This is a genomic window from Velazquezella soli, from assembly GCF_977018685.1.
The window spans coordinates 688,824-702,501 of the sequence record NZ_CDRNXF010000005.1 but is presented as its reverse complement, the minus strand read 5'-3'; the positions used below and the strand labels follow the sequence as shown (position 1 = coordinate 702,501).

The following is a 13,678-nucleotide window of genomic DNA, read 5'->3' as shown; positions in this document are numbered from 1 at the left end:
ACCTCTGCATGTTCTCCCCGTGCAAAGAATCGGAGTTTCATTTGTCCATTTCATCGAACGACACGAATTTTGCGGCGCGCGATGCCGCCATAGCGATCAACACCTACACGACCGTCCTTCGTCGTCCAAAAGTGCCGCACGAAACGTTCGCCAATTATTGGCGCGATGTGCATGGCCCGCTCTGTTCCCGAATCCCCGGGCTTGGATGGTATGTACAAAACCACTTCAACCGCGAACAGGACGCGCATCTCTGGCCTGAAATCGACGGGGTTTCGCCATTTGAAAACTATGTCCTGGACGGCGGCGTCGAGATCGGCTTCGAGACGGCGGCCGACCAGAAGAAATTCAATGACGCCTGCTCGATCCTGTTTGCGGACGAGCAGAACATGTTTGCAGCAACCGTTGCCTATGCCCTTCCCAAGGGCTCAACCACACTCATCGATCGCAGCGCCGACCCGGTTCCCAACGGAGACGACGGACTTGATCGCATCCACGTCCATCTCGGCTCCAGGACAGGCGATGCGTTCGCCTTTGCAACGTTCATGACGAACCTTGCCGAGAAGATTTCCTCAGACCCTGCCGCTATGAAAGTGCGTCTGCACCTGCCCGATGTCTACGACAATGCAAAACCCGCACCGCCTGCTCCCGGCGTCGATCATACTGTTCCAGACGAGCGCCGGCACATTGCGGTGTTGGAGCTCGCATTCGCCAGCCCGCTTGCTCGTCGGCAGTTCTACGGCGGCGATCTGTTCCAGAGCACGCTCTCCGACCAGAAAGCCCAGATCAGCCATGCGACTGCCTTCGCAGTAAGCGGCATCTATACCTATGTCCGCGACAAGCAGCTGACGACCGCGGGATTGAGAGGAAGCCGACAGGCGCAGCTGATCGAGACGCTGGGAGCCGCCAACCAGGTCTCCGACGATGTTCGCACCCTTCTTCATAAGGGCGAATTGTAAGACTGGCTGTCGGTGCTTTCCTCCGCTGTATGGCTCGGGCGGGAGACGCCGACGATGCGAACTGTCGTCTCGCCGCCAGCTTCGAGATCGGGTCGCCTATGGCGGCTCGACGGGAGGCCGATCTTGTGCCACACGATTTCCACGATCCTCTTTGAATAGGGATTGCAGATAGTGCTAAAATTCCCCAGTTGAGCTGGTTCGTGCCACCACGTTGGGACCGATATGGCGAAAGACCAGTTGATGAAGATCGAGATACCCACAGACAAAATTTCCTCAAGAGAGCGGTATCTCGAAGCCATCGTCCAGAGCGCGATCGACTACGCGATCATTTCGATGGATCTCGATGGTCTCGTGACCAGTTGGAACGAGGGTGCTCGGCGTGTTCTCGGCTGGGATGCAGACGAGATGGTGGGCAGGCCGGCCACAGCTTTCTTCACGCTCGAGGATCGCGAGCAGGGCATTCCGCAACGGGAGATGACTGCCGCCCTGAGCCAGGGACGTGGTAGCGACGAGCGATGGCATCTGCGCGAGGACGGTTCAACCTTCTGGGCGTCCGGCGAGATGATGGCGTTGCGATCCGATGACGATACCGTCATAGGCTTCATCAAAATCCTTCGCGACAGAACGCAGGAAAGAGAACAGGCCGACCAGCAACGCCTGCTCATGCTTGAGCTCGGTCACCGGATGAAAAACACCATCTCGGTGGTGCAGTCGATTGCAACGCAGTCGATCCGCAATGCGGCCTCGCTCGAAGACGCCGGTGAGAAGCTCCAGTCGCGCATGTCGGCCTATGCCTCGGCACACGATATTTTGCTTCAGAAGAACTGGGTGAGCGCAACGCTTGGCCAGATCGTGAACGCCGCAACGATCAACCTTGGTCTTGAGGGTTCCGACCGCGTCCGGATCGAGGGACCGGAGATCGAGCTTGATCCCCAGGCTGCCCTGTCGTTCTCGCTGGTGCTGCACGAGCTTTTCACGAATGCCTCCAAGTACGGCGCACTCTCCGAGAGCAATGGCCACATCGAGATTGCATGGACAATCGAAGCCCGGGAGGGAGAGGATTTTCTAATCTCGTCTTGGCGGGAAGTCGGCGGGCCACCCGTCGCTATCCCGACCAGAAAGGGATTTGGCTCTCGGCTCATCGCGTCAAGTCTGAACTCTTACGGAACCGCCACGACCGATTACGAGCCGGATGGTGTCGTCGTGACAACTGCAATGCCCTTGTCCAGGATCCAGTTCGAAAAAACCTGACCGCGGTTGATACAACAAGGTTCTCTGATTGTCAGTTATCGCGTGATACAACTGGAACAAGGACTTGATTTTGGAGCCTTTACCAGACGATAGCAGCAACGAGCTTGCTGAAAAACCCGTATCGGATATCCCGACGACGCGTATGCTGTCATGGGCGCGGAACTCCGCTATCTATCGTCTGTCCAAAAGGATGCACACGGAAAAGCAGCTCCGGCAAGCGATCACGCGCAAGGCGCGGGAAAAGTTCGAAGACATCGGCGATGCGCAGGTCGAGGCGCTTGCGGCGTTTGCCGTGAAGTTCGGATATGACAACAGCGCTCTCGATGATCAGGCTTACGCAGAAGTCGCGACCCGTTCTGCGCAACGAAGCGGCCGGTCGAAACGCGCGATTTCGCAGCGGCTCGTGATCAAGGGAATAGACCGGGAAACCGCCTCCGAGGCAGTCGCTGACGTGAACGATCTGCGTGCCGCGGTCGTGCTCGCGCGAAAGCGGGCATTTGGCCCGTTCAGGAGAGTGGAGCTCGATCAGAAACGCAAGGCCAAGGAGCTCGCATCGTTTGCACGCGCAGGCTTCAGCTCGGAAATCGGGAGGCAGGTTTTCGAGATGCATCGCGACGATGCTGAGGTAGTCCTGAGCGAAGACGTGGTGTGAAGGAGCGCCGAACAGCTCTCCGGTCATTGGGGCGATGCTGGCTAGATGTTGCAGCGTATTCCTAAGTCGTAGAAATGCGTGTCTATAGTACACTTTTGCATTTTTTGCGCTTTTAAAGCGTATCTCATCAGTACCAGCTAAGTAAATTACCAATATACTTATAATTTATAAAATCTCTGATGCGTGAAGAATTTGATTTTGTTGCGGTTGGTGGCTGATTTTATTTAAAAATTGAAATCCGTAGGACATAACCCTATATCAGGTATGCCTGCGCAAAGCCTGACAGGCCGCCGGCGCGAATTGCCCGGCGGGTTCCGATATCCCAGGGCGCGTTTCAAAACCTGACATCGTTGCGATAGCGACCGTTCCACCTGATTTGCTGGCGCAGCTACCGACCTCAGATCGAACTGATCTTAGCGGCATACCCACGAGGTATCATGACGGTAGAACATCTAGGCGTGCAGCCCGCAGCAAAGCCGTGGGGCCGTCGTGAACTGAAGCCGTGGAGCCAGTCGGACGGCACGACTGTCATTGGCGAGCTGCGCTACGCGCGCAACGGTCCAGACCGTGACGCTTCTGCACTGCTGCTCAAGTTGCTGTTCACGTCTCAGGCGCTGTCGATCCAGGTTCATCCGGATGACGCGGCCGCCCAGGGAGTCGGCATGAGGAACGGCAAGACGGAAGCCTGGTACGTCCTTTCTGCTGACGACGGCGCCGAAGTGGGGATCGGGTTGAAAACGCCCGTGTCCACGGAGGAGTTGCGCGACGCCATTTCCGACGGTTCGATCGGTAGCCTGCTCAACTGGCAAAAAGCCTATGCGGGCGATGCGTTCTTCGTCCCTGCCGGAACCATCCACGCGATCGGTGCGGGGCTCGTCATTGCCGAAATCCAGCAGGCGAGTGACACGACATACCGTCTTTTCGACTATGGAAGCGCGCGTGAACTCCATATCGAACAGGCAGTTTCAGTGGCGCAGGTGGGACCGGCACCGCGCCAGGAACCGATGCGTCATCTGACGAAAGAGAGAACGCTACTCGTCTCCTGCGACTTCTTCGTGCTCGAGCGGGTGACACTTGCTGCAAACACGCTGTGGCAACTCAAGGCCGAAAGCGAATGCTGGCTGCTTCTCCTTGCGGGCGAAGCGTCGATAGGATCGATGCAGCTGAAGCTTGGTGATGCCGTTTTCCTGGAAGCGGAAGACGCATCTATACAAGCCGGTGCTGCTCCGATCACAGCTTTGCTCGCCTATGCCGGCAAAGACGCCCGGGAAAACCTGCTGCAGTACGTCGGTCCGCTCCGGGACATGCCGGATCTCAGGAAGACGACCATTGTTCAACCCTTAGCGGACGTTCCAGCGTTCCCTTCAACGGAGACGCTGTCATGACCCAGACCAGGAAAATCGCTTTCGTCGGCAACTCGCTGCCGCGCCGCTGCGGCATCGCGACCTTCACGGCGGATCTTGAGCAAGCGGTATCGAAAACCTCGGCAAACGTCGAAACGGCGATTGTTGCCATGACGGATCATGGCCAGGTGTATGACTATCCGCACAGCGTCCATCTGCAGATCGCGGACGACGACCTCGCGGAATATGTCGCAGCCGCGAAATACCTGAACGCTGAGAAATTCGATATCGTCTGCCTCCAGCACGAGTTCGGCATCTTCGGAGGCAATGACGGAAGTCATATCCTGGCGCTGCTGTCACGGCTGACGATGCCTGTCGTAACGACGTTGCATACGGTTCTTGCCGAACCGACACCATCTCAGCGCCGGGTCTTCAACAATATCGTCGATATCTCGTCGAAGGTGGTGGTGATGGCCGCGCGGGGGCGCGAGCTGCTGCAGGAAGTCTATGATGTGCCGGCGGAGAAAATCGAGTTCGTCCCGCACGGAATCCCGGAAATCGCCTTCAGCGAGCCGGACGAGGCGAAGACCAAACTCGGCTTTGAGGGTCGATCCGTTATCCTGACGTTCGGCCTGTTGTCACCCAACAAGGGCATCGAGGTCATGATCGACGCGATGCCGGTGATCCTGCAGAGCAGGCCGGACGCAGTCTACGTCGTGCTTGGCGCGACCCACCCGAATCTTGTGCGGACCGAGGGCGAGACGTATCGACAGTCGCTCGTAGCGCGTGCAAAGGATCTCGGCATCGAAGACCATGTGGTCTTCCTCGACCGTTTCGTCGACCTGCCGACCCTCCTCGACTTCATTTCGATGTGCGACGTCTACGCGACGCCTTATCTCAACGAAGCCCAGATGACCTCAGGCACGCTTGCTTACAGTTTCGGGCTCGGCAAAGCCGTTGTATCGACCCCGTACTGGCACGCGAGCGAGCTCCTTGCGGATGGCTCCGGCGTTCTCGTACCGTTCGGCGATTCCGAGGCGATCGGTCGGGAAATCGCAGCATTGCTGACCGACGATGACAGTCGCAACGCGATACGCCGTCGCGCCTATGCCGCCAGTCGGTCTATGACCTGGCAGCGCACGGGCCAGCGATACCTCTCGCTGTTTGAGGCGGTCATCCAGCCAAAAATCCGGCCCGGTGCTGTCCCGCCAGTTGGCCGCAAGCCGTCGGCCCTCGGCTCGCCCGGTGTGCCCGAGCTCCAGTTCGCATACCTCTTGTCGATGTGTGACGACACCGGACTATTCCAGCATGCCGTCCATTCTGTCCCGGACCGGTCGCATGGTTACTGCGTCGACGACAATGCCAGGGCGCTGCTGCTTTCAGTCACTCTCATGGCCTCCGGCGAAACCCAGTTGCCCGATATCCTGACCACGCGGTTTGCGTCCTTTGTCCAGCATGCGTGGAACCCGGATCAAAAGCACTTTCGCAATTTCATCGGTCTTGACCGGCGATGGCTGGAAGACAAGGGCTCGGAAGACAGCCATGGCCGCACCCTCTGGGCGCTTGGACAATGCGCACTCAACGACACCAGTTCGGCGAGACGCAACTGGGCTGCCGATCTGTTTGCCGAAGCCCTTCCGACAGCAGTCGATTTCACCTCACCTCGCGCCTGGGCATTCACGTTGCTGGGATTGGACGGATATTGCGCGGCCCGGCGACACGACATCAATGCCCGACGGGTTCGGTCCACTCTTGCAGATCGGCTGATGGCGCTTTTCTCGCGTGTGGCCACACCGGATCGGCCGTGGTTTGAAGAGGGGTTGTCCTATGACAACGCCCGTCTTCCGCAAGCTCTGATCCTTGCGGGTCTGGCCGCTGAGAAGCCAACCCATATCTCCGCTGGCCTGCAGAGCCTGCGCTGGCTGATGACGATGCAGACTGCACGGACAGGGCATTTCCGCCCGGTCGGTTCGGATGGTTTCGGTGATGTCGGCTTGCCGCCACAGCATTTCGACCAGCAGCCGGTCGAGGCGGCCGCAACCATCTCTGCCTGCCTGACGGCCTGGCATGCCGAGAAACGCCCCGAATGGCAAAGCAGTGCACGGATGGCGTTGGACTGGTTTACGGGTGCCAATGACCTTTCCCTCCCGCTCGTGGACATTGACACCGGAAGTTGTCGCGATGGGCTGCATCGCGCACGCCCCAACGAGAACAGGGGGGCCGAGTCCGTGCTCGCTTACCTCTTAGGCCTCGTCGAATACCGCAGGATCGTGCGGAGCGGCAGTCAATCGGCAATCTCCTCCCAATTGCACGCTCTGAGTGCCTGAACCCGAATTCCGTTCAAATGAAATGAGATCGCTTTGTCAAAAGCCGTTGTTGTCAACCGCCAATCGCTCTTCCTGCGACCCGATTCCTCGCGCGTGGTCGTGCGTCCGTTCAAGCCCGCCACCGAACCCCGGGATCTGAACCCGACGGACAAAACCCGGGCGAACCTTATTGTCGATCGGGTGCTGGCGCTGGAACCGCAGGCCGCCGATCTTCTTCTTGCGGACGTGCTCGAGAATTTTGAGGGCCGCCACCGTAACCTCCTGGCGACGTTCGAAGCACGCGCGAAGGAGATGGAAGAAGCCTTTGCGCCGCACACGGTTTTCAGCCCGACGCAGCGACAGCTGATCGGGGCCTACTTCCTCAACGAATATTCGTTTGAAGCCTCGGCACTGTTCAACCCCAGTATCGTCGCTCACCCGGACCAATCGGGCGTGCCGGAGGGTAGCCGCCGGTTTGTCTTGAGCCTGCGCGCCGTCGGCGAGGGGCATGTCTCCTCGTTGACGTTCCGCACGGGACTGATCGCGCCCGATGGCGGCGTGGATATAGAACCGACTGCACGGCTTGCATCCACCCCAACGATCCAAACGCCGCTGTCCGGCTCACCGGATGAGAGCGTCGAACTCAGTTTCAGCGCCGACCAGCATATCAGCGAACGCGTCATCTTTCCGGTGACACCAGCTCAGTCGAACGGCATCGAAGATGCACGCTTCGTCGAATTCGAGACGGAGGAGAATGAGGAAAAGACGTTCTATGCGACCTATACCGCTTACAGCGGCAAGGCCATCCGGTCGGAATTGCTCCAGACCAGCGACTTCATCTCGTTCAAGATGACGCCGTTGACCGGCACCGCGGCGATGAACAAAGGGATGGCGCTGTTTCCGCGGAAGATTGATGGTCGCTACGCGATGATCGGTCGGCAGGACAACGAAAATCTCTACCTGATCTATTCCGACGACCTGCACGAATGGAACGGCGGCCAAGCGATCCTGCGTCCCAAATTTCCCTGGGAGTTCGTGCAGATGGGAAATTGCGGATCCCCCATCGAGCTCGACGAAGGATGGTTGCTTCTCACACACGGTGTGGGCCCGGTCCGTCGGTATGCGATCGGGGCCGCACTTCTCGACAAGAAGGATCCCTCGAAGGTTCTCGCCCGGTCACGCGATCCGCTCGTTCGTCCGGAAAAGTCGGAACGTGAGGGGTACGTCCCGAACGTCGTCTACACATGCGGTGGAATGCGGCACGGCGACCTGATCATATTGCCATACGCAGTCTGCGATACGGTTTCCAACTTCTCGACGATCAGGATTTCGGAGCTGCTGCAGACCCTGGACGGGTGACACGTCCAATGAAAAACGGCGGGAACCAAAGTCCCCGCCGCCGACTGAATTAACGCGACTTCTTGTAAAGCTTTTCTGCGATCTCGAACATTTCTTCCGGCGCGTAATCCGGCGTGAATGCCGAGGGAACGCCGGTCAACTGATGGATCTTGCCACCGTCGGGCATGCCATCGATCACTTCGAGTTCGCCCGGAGGATCGTTCGGGAGGGCGACTTCGCCATTGCCCCAGATGCCCGCCATTTCCTTGTAGTCGTTCGGGCTGAACGTGTAGAGCCGGCGATGCGAACCCTCATCCAGGTATTTCTGGCATTCCGGGATCTTGGAAAGCGGAATGTTTGGCGTCGGCAGGAACTTTTCAATTTCAACGCCGGTGATTTTCTTCAGCGCCAATGCGTAGGCATGGGCGTGAACCGAACCGCGCACGAGAAGATAGCCGCAGACTTCGCGACCCGTCGGGTCCGTCAGCGTTTCGTAGACGCGCAGCTTGTGCAGTCGGGCACCGCATTCCAGATGGAAATTGTGCAAGAGATCGACGACGACATTGCCCGTGCTGGTGATGAAATCGTTATTCCACGATACGCCGTTGCTGTTGATCGGAGCCGCTCCACCGCCACCGGACAGAAAAGCCGCGGCCAACCGCATATCCTTCATATCCTCGAAGGGTGCGCCCGAAATATCGCCACCGTCGCCTTCGTCGCCCCCTGGAATGTCCGGGCCGTTGTTGAGCATTCCAACGCCATTGCTGACAAGCTCGACATGGCCAAGTTCTTCTGCAGTGATACTGGCAACAAGGCTGTAGAACGGCTTCAGTTTTTCCTTGGACCGAAAGTTGAAGCTCTGAAACATGTAGTTTCCGAGCGTCGACATTTCTCCATATTTCCCGCCAAGCAATTCCTGGAGTGCTGCGGCAGCATTGGGGTCAGCACGTTTCGGTGCCGGCAGATTTGCCTGCAGCTGATCAACTCGCATGAACATTGAGGTATTCCTTTGGTTGTAGGTCTCGTCCCAACCACCGGGCAAGATGCTTGTTCCCCGGAAATATTACTCATGCTCAGAATTAACCGTCGAAGGTGATTATGTTGCTTTTGTTCCAATATTTCGTGTTGGCCGACGATTTTGACGGAACTTGAATGAGGCGAAACTGTTAACGGCGCACTCACGCGTCTGTGAGGCGCTTTAAGGATCACCATCATGGTAACACCAGTCACAACCCATCTACCGCACGAAACCGCTCATGGCGTCTCAGTCAATGCGACGTCGGCACTGAACAAAGTATCCTGGGGAGCAATCTTTGCAGGCGTCGTCATCGCGCTTGCAGTGCAGTTCCTGCTCAATCTTCTCGGCGTCGGTCTTGGTGCCGCGGTTCTTGATCCGGTCACGTCCGACAACCCGACTGCCAGCACCTTCTCCATCGCCGGCGGCATCTGGTTTGTCATCGCCGGGATCATTGCGGCCTTCGTTGGCGGCTACGTCTCGAGCCGCCTGTCCGGCCGCCCCAGCAACTCGACGGGCGGTTACCATGGTCTGACGACCTGGGCTGTTACAACGCTCGTGGTCCTCTATATGCTGACAACCTCGATCGGCGCACTCGTCGGCGGCGCATTCAGCGGCCTGTCGAGCGTCATCGGTGGCGTTGGCCAGACGGCAGCAACGGCTGCGTCGACCGCAGCGCCTGCAATTGCCAATTCCGCCAACCCGATGGCCGGTATCGAGCAGCAGATCCGCAGCACAACCGGTAACGATCCGCAGGCTCTCCAGAACGCTGCAGTTGCCGCTGTTCAGGCAGCCGTAACCGGCGACCAGGCAAAGGCAGAAGATGCCCGCAACCGTGCCGCTGAAGCAATCGCTCGCTCGCAGAACATCCCGGTCGAACAGGCTCGCCAGCAGGTTCAGCAGTATGAGGCAACGTACCGCGAGAACGTCGAAGCTGCAAAGCAGCAGGCACTTGAAGCAGCAGAAGCCACGGCAACTGCCGTATCTGCTGGTGCAATCCTTGGCTTCATCGCCCTGGCACTCGGTGCAATCGCCGGCTGGGTCGGTGGCAGCTTCGGGACGAAGAAGAACGTGGTCGTAACGGAGACCGTCGGTCGCCGCACGGTCTGATCTGACAAGCAAAACAACGAGCCCGCGCCAACGGTAGATGCCGATGGCGCGGGTTTTTTCATGCGAACAATGTCTGCTTGAAGTCGTGGCGCAGATCGGCCTCGCCAGCGCATCTGATGGTAACGAGTGCAGAAGGCTTGGTCCTCACTGCAGAATCGAGATCTCCTCACCATCGATACGCAGAACTGTCAGTTTTCCGGAATAGACTGCTCCGGTATCGATCCCGATGCGACCGATCCCATAATCAGGATCTTCCTGCGGCGTATGCCCGTGGACGACGATGAGATGTGGAAGTTCAGGCCCTTGCTTGAGGAACGCCCCGCGGATCCACATCATATCCTCATCGCGCTGCTCTTCGATCGGTATGGCCGGTGCCACGCCCGCATGAACGAACAGGACTTGGCCGGCCTTGAGGCTGACAGGCAGATCCATAAGAAATGATCGGTGCGTTTCAGGTACCGCCTCCTGCAAGACGTGCATGAGAGACGCGCCGCTACCTTTGCGGCGGAGGCTCAGATGCTGCAGATCCACGCCGTAGGATGCGAGCGTCTTGTCGCCGCCCATTTCCAGCCAGTGCATATACGCTTCGGGACGCTCCAGAAAGCGCAGGAACAGATCGTCGTGGTTGCCGCAAAGCGTCACGCGTTTCAAACCGAGAGCGCTGGGGCTCGAGAGATGTTCGAGCACCTGCGCCGATGCGGGTCCCCGATCGACGTAATCGCCGAGGAGAACAACGAGCCCGGGGCGTCCCAATCGCCTCATGTCATCCGCGATGACGGCTTCAGCCCTTTTCAGCAGGTCAAGACAGCCGTGAACATCGCCGATCGCGTAAAGCGGGTAGGGTAACGGTTCGCTTCCAAGGTCGAGCCTTCGCCTGCGCTGCTCGCCAAGTTGCGGTGAGGCGCGCAAGGTCAACCAGCGGATCATCTTTCGCATGCGCCGTAATCCCCGTTCGAAATCCGCCAGGGATTACGGTCGCTTTGAAGGTTCTTGCTTGTCCCGCTCAAGGCAACACCGCCATGTGCCGGATCCCGGGTTCAGATGCTCTTGCCCACACCCGTATAGGCAAAGCCGTGTGCTTCAACTTCCTGAGCGCGATAGACATTGCGCAAGTCGACGAGAACCGGCGTTTTCATGATGGACTTCAGGCGGTCGAGGTCGAGGGCTCGGAACGCATTCCACTCGGTCACGAGCACGGCGACATCCGCACCTTCTGCTGCTTCATAGGGTCCCGCTGCGAACTCGATGTCCATCATCTCCTTGGCATTTGCCATGCCTTCGGGGTCATAGCCGGACACGATCGCGCCGGCATCCTGCAAAGCCTGAACGACGGCGATTGCCGGGCTGTCGCGCATGTCGTCGGTATTCGGTTTGAAGGTAAGGCCGAACAGAGCGACTTTCTTGCCGCGCACATCGCCACCGGCAGCGGCGATCACCTTGCGGCCCATGGCACGCTTGCGGCTGTCGTTGACAGCAATCGTGGTCTCGATCAGACGCACGGGTGCGTCAAAGTCCTGTGCGGTCTTTGCCAGCGCCAGCGTGTCCTTTGGAAAGCAGGATCCGCCATAGCCCGGACCTGCGTGCAGGAATTTCGATCCGATGCGACCGTCGAGGCCGATCCCGCGCGAAACGTCCTGAACGTCGGCTCCGACCTTCTCGCAAAGGTCCGCCATCTCGTTGATGAAGGTGATCTTCATGGCGAGAAAACCATTGGCGGCATATTTGATCAGTTCGGATGTGCGGCGTGATGTAAACAGCAGCGGCGACTGGTTGATGAACAGCGGACGGTAGACCTCGGTCATCACAGCCTTGGCACGGTCATCCGAGAGGCCGACAACGATGCGGTCCGGACGTTTGAAGTCATCGATCGCTGCCCCTTCGCGCAGGAATTCCGGGTTGGAGACAACGGCGACATCCGCATCCGGATTGGCTTCCCGAATGATCCGCTCGACTTCGTCGCCGGTGCCGACAGGCACGGTGGACTTCGTCACGACGACGGTAAAGCCCTTGATCGAAGCTGCGATCTCTTTTGCGGCAGCATAAACGTAACCGAGGTCGGCATGACCATCGCCACGACGCGAGGGGGTGCCAACAGCGATGAAGATGACGTCGGCTTCGCTGACGGCCGGCGCAAGCTCGGTCGTGAAGGAAAGACGGCCGGACCTGGCGTTGCTTTCGACCAAGGCATCAAGGCCGGGCTCGAAGATCGGGATGACGCCATTCTTCAGGGCATCGATCTTTTCCGCGGCCTTGTCGACGCAGATCACGTCATGGCCGAAATCTGCAAAACACGCTCCGGACACAAGCCCGACATAGCCCGATCCAACCATTACGATACGCATGAAATCTCCTGAGAATTGGGTCGCTTATATTTGCGCAAGTTAAAATGTAGTAGGTCAGGCTAAAGATTGTCGATGTAAATTGATTCCAAGCATTCCTTACATGCCTCCTTATGTTTTCTTGCAAGCAAAAGGCAAAGGGTTTGCTGCGTTATAGTTACCCCCGATGACAAGTTTTTTCTCTTCCGCGCGGTGAAGTTCATATTCGCGAAATTGCATTTGCAAATACGAGACATCAGGGTGTAGCGAGAGCCATCAGCATGTCATGGTTTTGGGGCGAGAGCGGTATGCCATTTGCGAGGGCAGCCTTTCGAGTGTTATGTCTCCGCTCCCCGGGAAGACGATCTTGACCGGCATCGAGGACAAGGTCGCAGATCTGCGCAACACGGTCGGCAAAAGCGTAATTGCCGCCCCGCTCGGGATCGATAACCACAAAAAACTGGCCAGTGAATGGCGTCTGCGCACCCTTGTGGCCACTCCAGTCGAACTCACCTGAAAAATAGCCGCCGGTCAGGGCCGCACTGAGGATTTCGATCATCAACGCGATCGAATTGCCTTTATGCCCGCCGAATGGCAGCAGCGCACCGCCGTCAAGAATTGCCTTCGGGTCGGTTGTCGGTTCTCCGTTGCGGTCTACACCCATGCCGGGCTTCAGGTCATGCCCGGCGCGTGCCGCGATCTGCACGTCGCCGTGAGCGATCGCTGAAGACGCCTGATCGAAGACGAATGGAGCAGAGCCCGCGCGCGGCGAGGCGAAGGCAATCGGGTTGGTGCCAAACACCGCCTTGTGGCCACCGTGCGGTACAACACACGCCATGCTGTTGACGACGCTCAGGGCGACAAGCCCCTCATCCGCAAACGGTTCGACATCCGGCCAAAGCGCGCTGAAGTGATGCGAGCGACGGATAGCAAGGACCGCAACGCCGTTGGCTTTGACTTTTTCGATCAGGTGGGACCGCGCGGCGAAGAACGCCGGCTGGGTAAATCCGCCCTTGGCATCGACGCGGAGAAAGGCCGGGGCGACGTCCTCTACCTCCGGCACGGCTTTGCCATCGACCCAGCCGCTCTTCAGAGAGGATACATATCCCGGCATGCGGAAAATCCCGTGACTCAACGAGCCATCCCGCTCACAGCCGGCACAGTTTTCGGCAAGGATCTGGGCATTTGGCTCAGATACGCCGTTGCGGACGAAAATCGTCTCTAGCAAAGCGACCAGATCGTCAAAGCCGATATGGATGGCAGCACTTTCTGTCATGTTCTCTCCTGCGTAGCCGTTCCGCTCGGTATCTAGATGTCGCTTCAGTCGGCGCGAGAATAGCCGCAGACGCCGCGCTTTCAATCCCGGTGATGAGAAGTTCCGCGACGGAC

At 58.5% G+C, this 13,678-nt stretch carries 12 protein-coding genes; 7 read left to right on the top strand and 5 right to left on the bottom strand.

The window, feature by feature from the left end; all coding sequences use genetic code 11:
* Positions 1-41 precede the first annotated feature (41 nt).
* The 5 genes from AC0JZ8_RS23630 to AC0JZ8_RS23610 all read left to right on the top strand — a co-directional run bounded on the left by AC0JZ8_RS23630 (position 42) and on the right by AC0JZ8_RS23610 (position 6,529).
* A complete protein-coding gene (locus tag AC0JZ8_RS23630) occupies positions 42-956 on the top strand; it encodes an EthD domain-containing protein (RefSeq protein ID WP_245341363.1) in 915 nt (304 codons plus the stop codon).
* A gap of 240 nt (positions 957-1,196) precedes the next feature.
* The gene (locus AC0JZ8_RS23625) at positions 1,197-2,207 is read left to right on the top strand and encodes an HWE histidine kinase domain-containing protein (RefSeq protein ID WP_471893873.1); all 1,011 of its coding nucleotides are present in this window, start codon (positions 1,197-1,199) and stop codon (positions 2,205-2,207) included.
* Between the two features lie 142 nt (positions 2,208-2,349).
* Positions 2,350-2,859: a recombination regulator RecX gene (gene recX / locus AC0JZ8_RS23620; RefSeq protein WP_062576544.1), complete on the top strand. Its 510-nt coding sequence runs from the start codon at positions 2,350-2,352 to the stop codon at positions 2,857-2,859.
* A gap of 437 nt (positions 2,860-3,296) precedes the next feature.
* Positions 3,297-4,244: a class I mannose-6-phosphate isomerase gene (locus AC0JZ8_RS23615; protein ID WP_471893732.1), complete on the top strand. Its 948-nt coding sequence runs from the start codon at positions 3,297-3,299 to the stop codon at positions 4,242-4,244.
* Positions 4,241-6,529 carry a glycosyltransferase family 4 protein gene (locus AC0JZ8_RS23610; RefSeq protein ID WP_471893731.1) on the top strand — a complete coding sequence of 763 codons (2,289 nt, stop codon included), beginning with the start codon at positions 4,241-4,243 and terminating at the stop codon, positions 6,527-6,529. Before AC0JZ8_RS23615 ends, AC0JZ8_RS23610 begins: the two co-directional genes overlap by 4 nt.
* A 36-nt stretch (positions 6,530-6,565) precedes the next feature.
* Here AC0JZ8_RS23610 and AC0JZ8_RS23605 read toward each other — a convergent pair whose 3' ends face one another.
* Positions 6,566-6,781, bottom strand: a complete 216-nt coding sequence (locus AC0JZ8_RS23605; RefSeq protein WP_471893730.1) for a hypothetical protein — start codon at positions 6,779-6,781, stop codon at positions 6,566-6,568.
* A 39-nt stretch (positions 6,782-6,820) separates the two neighbouring features.
* On the opposite strand from AC0JZ8_RS23605, the gene AC0JZ8_RS23600 reads away from it, so the two are divergent.
* Positions 6,821-7,867: a glycoside hydrolase family 130 protein gene (locus AC0JZ8_RS23600; protein ID WP_471893729.1), complete on the top strand. Its 1,047-nt coding sequence runs from the start codon at positions 6,821-6,823 to the stop codon at positions 7,865-7,867.
* A gap of 49 nt (positions 7,868-7,916) precedes the next feature.
* On the opposite strand, the gene AC0JZ8_RS23595 is transcribed toward AC0JZ8_RS23600, so the two are convergent.
* Entirely contained in the window at positions 7,917-8,843 is a 927-nt protein-coding gene (locus AC0JZ8_RS23595) for a manganese catalase family protein (protein WP_113110092.1), read from the bottom strand.
* A 216-nt stretch (positions 8,844-9,059) separates the two neighbouring features.
* Between AC0JZ8_RS23595 and AC0JZ8_RS23590 the strand changes: the two genes are divergently transcribed.
* Positions 9,060-9,971, top strand: coding sequence for a PhnA-like protein (locus tag AC0JZ8_RS23590; protein WP_174197472.1), 912 nt, complete (start codon positions 9,060-9,062; stop codon positions 9,969-9,971).
* Between the two features lie 144 nt (positions 9,972-10,115).
* On the opposite strand, the gene AC0JZ8_RS23585 is transcribed toward AC0JZ8_RS23590, so the two are convergent.
* The 3 genes from AC0JZ8_RS23585 to AC0JZ8_RS23575 form a co-directional block, all read right to left on the bottom strand.
* Complete coding sequence (locus AC0JZ8_RS23585; RefSeq protein ID WP_430259152.1) at positions 10,116-10,907, bottom strand: metallophosphoesterase family protein; 792 nt, start codon at positions 10,905-10,907, stop codon at positions 10,116-10,118.
* A gap of 101 nt (positions 10,908-11,008) precedes the next feature.
* Positions 11,009-12,313, bottom strand: a complete 1,305-nt coding sequence (locus AC0JZ8_RS23580; RefSeq protein ID WP_471893728.1) for a UDP-glucose dehydrogenase family protein — start codon at positions 12,311-12,313, stop codon at positions 11,009-11,011.
* Positions 12,314-12,545: 232 nt separating this feature from the next.
* Complete coding sequence (locus AC0JZ8_RS23575; protein ID WP_471893727.1) at positions 12,546-13,565, bottom strand: Ldh family oxidoreductase; 1,020 nt, start codon at positions 13,563-13,565, stop codon at positions 12,546-12,548.
* Positions 13,566-13,678: the final 113 nt, after the last annotated feature.

Bases quoted from the DNA above. Each gene is read 5' to 3' on its own strand.
- AC0JZ8_RS23625 (WP_471893873.1), top strand. From the start codon at position 1,197: ATGAAGATCGAGATACCCACAGACAAAATTTCCTCAAGAGAGCGGTAT.
- recX (WP_062576544.1), top strand. From the start codon at position 2,350: ATGCTGTCATGGGCGCGGAACTCCGCTATCTATCGTCTGTCCAAAAGG.
- AC0JZ8_RS23615 (WP_471893732.1), top strand. From the start codon at position 3,297: ATGACGGTAGAACATCTAGGCGTGCAGCCCGCAGCAAAGCCGTGGGGC.
- AC0JZ8_RS23610 (WP_471893731.1), top strand. From the start codon at position 4,241: ATGACCCAGACCAGGAAAATCGCTTTCGTCGGCAACTCGCTGCCGCGC.
- AC0JZ8_RS23600 (WP_471893729.1), top strand. From the start codon at position 6,821: ATGGAAGAAGCCTTTGCGCCGCACACGGTTTTCAGCCCGACGCAGCGA.
- AC0JZ8_RS23595 (WP_113110092.1), bottom strand. From the start codon at position 8,843: ATGTTCATGCGAGTTGATCAGCTGCAGGCAAATCTGCCGGCACCGAAA.
- AC0JZ8_RS23590 (WP_174197472.1), top strand. From the start codon at position 9,060: ATGGTAACACCAGTCACAACCCATCTACCGCACGAAACCGCTCATGGC.
- AC0JZ8_RS23585 (WP_430259152.1), bottom strand. From the start codon at position 10,907: ATGCGAAAGATGATCCGCTGGTTGACCTTGCGCGCCTCACCGCAACTT.
- AC0JZ8_RS23580 (WP_471893728.1), bottom strand. From the start codon at position 12,313: ATGCGTATCGTAATGGTTGGATCGGGCTATGTCGGGCTTGTGTCCGGA.
- AC0JZ8_RS23575 (WP_471893727.1), bottom strand. From the start codon at position 13,565: ATGACAGAAAGTGCTGCCATCCATATCGGCTTTGACGATCTGGTCGCT.